Origin of the sequence: Kineococcus rhizosphaerae (assembly GCF_003002055.1) — a bacterium.
Taxonomy (GTDB): domain Bacteria; phylum Actinomycetota; class Actinomycetes; order Actinomycetales; family Kineococcaceae; genus Kineococcus; species Kineococcus rhizosphaerae.
Genome location: NZ_PVZF01000055.1, coordinates 1 through 1764 on the forward strand (window position 1 = coordinate 1; position 1764 = coordinate 1764).

Genomic DNA, 1764 nt, shown 5'->3' on the forward strand with positions numbered 1-1764 from the left:
CCGGACTGCTCGGTCCTTGACCTCGGCCGGGTACCGCTGGGGCATGATCGTCATCCTGACTCATCAGGAAGCGGCATCAAAGCCGTGACGCTTCAACACGACCACCACGCTCGACACGACCACCACGCTCACGGCATAGTCCGAATCCGCAGCGCTTTACGCTCGAAGAGTTGCACCGCTCCCGGGGACGTCATCGCCTGGGCGGGGCCACCAGTGAGGACAACCTGCGGCTGCTGTGCCGGCGCTGCAACCAGGAGAAGGGCGCGCGCATCTGACGTAGCTGCAGTCCCGCCTCAAGGGTGGGCTCGACCAGCCGAGTGGCCTCGGTCAAGACCCGGCCGCCACCGACCGACAGGACGATCATGCGGTTCGCGGACATGGGCAGAGCCACCCTGCGCGGAGGACGGACCTACTCCCCCGCCGAGGTCGCTCTCCTGGCCGCCCACATCGATCTCACCGAAGCCAAGCTGCGGGAAGTCGCGGAGTGGATGGCCCAGGTCGAGTGGGACCGCGCTCGACTGCGTTCCGCGCTTGCGCGCACCGCGGTAGCCGCGATGGAGGCCGGCGTCGAGCACGACGTTCTGCATGGCCTGGTCGATCGCTCCAGCGCCGTGCGCAGCGAGGTCCTGAGCGCCGCTCGCGACCACGCCACGGCGTACCCGCGATGAACAGCGACCTGCCCCCAAAGACCGCGCCGGACGGCACCGCCCTCCTCAAGGATCCCGTCACAGCGCCCGGCGAGGTGCCGCTCGAGGTGCCGCTCGAAATGCCTGCTGGGCACGTCCGCCTGCTGCCCACCGACCCGCGTGACATGGTCCCCTCCGCAGTCCGCTGGGTCCGCACGGTCCACGCCACGATCCGCACCATCCCGCGAGCGCAGCTGCCCGCCCCCTCGCGGACGTCGCTGCAGGCGGTGGTGTGGGTGCTGGCCGCGGCCACCGACTACGACGACCGCATCCCCGCCGATCACACCGCGGCCCTCCTCGCGCAGGAGGCCGGCGTCGGAGCCCGGGTCTGGCAGAAGCGGACCGCGTGGCTGCGCGAACGGGGCTGGCTCGTCCACGGCCCCGGCGGGCAAAGCGACGGCTGGCAGCTGAGCAGGCCATGACCCAAGCCCCCCTGCACCTGCCGCCCCAGGGCGAGCGGGCGCACCGGTCACAGACCGAGCGCCACGCGCGCACCGCGGCAAGCGCGACCCGGCGCAGCGTGCCTTGGACCCCGCTGGAGGACGAAGAGCTCGCCGCCTGCGTCAGCGCCGATGATTTAGAGGCCTTCGCGTTGCGTTGGAAGGCGCACCTTCCGGGCCGTGGAGCAACGCCGGCGCCGCCCCCGGCCTCCCCGTCCTGCTCGCCCGTCTCGCCCGACTGGCCGTGGCGCTGTCCGAACCGGTAGCGGCTGGGTCTGAGCCTCACCACTGCGGCCAGGTGAAGCCTGTCGGGGCTGCGCGGCATGCTGTCGGCCATGACCTCGGGGAGAAAGCCACCCGGCTCGGCGGGGCGCTCATCCCGCCGTGCTGCCACCCACGGCGCCGGCTTGTCCCCGGAGCAGTTGCGTCAGGGGGCTGATCTCGCTCAGCCTGGCGCGGGTAGAGGGAGCCGGGTTGGGTCTGAGTGACTGTTTCAGATGTGGGTCTTGGTAGGGCATGCTGCTGAGGTGGCTGGCGATCGTGAGGCGTATCCCTCTGACCTCAGCGATGCGGAGTGGGAGCTCATCGAGCCGCTGCTACCCAAGCAGGGCCGGATGGGTAGACCGCGCCAAGACCTG

General features: G+C 70.9%; 4 protein-coding genes. All 4 read left to right on the forward strand.

Annotated features, from left to right (window positions below):
• Positions 1-170: 170 nt before the first annotated feature.
• On the forward strand, positions 171-275 hold the full coding sequence (locus CLV37_RS28000; protein WP_170127547.1) for an HNH endonuclease: 105 nt from the start codon (positions 171-173) through the stop codon (positions 273-275).
• 42 nt (positions 276-317) lie between these two features.
• Positions 318-668 carry a hypothetical protein gene (locus CLV37_RS26860; RefSeq protein WP_106215798.1) on the forward strand — a complete coding sequence of 117 codons (351 nt, stop codon included), beginning with the start codon at positions 318-320 and terminating at the stop codon, positions 666-668.
• A gap of 98 nt (positions 669-766) precedes the next feature.
• Positions 767-1108 carry a hypothetical protein gene (locus CLV37_RS26865; RefSeq protein WP_211298990.1) on the forward strand — a complete coding sequence of 114 codons (342 nt, stop codon included), beginning with the start codon at positions 767-769 and terminating at the stop codon, positions 1106-1108.
• Between the two features lie 515 nt (positions 1109-1623).
• A partial coding sequence (locus CLV37_RS29180) for a transposase (protein ID WP_146149480.1) occupies positions 1624-1764 on the forward strand: 141 nt, incomplete at its 3' end.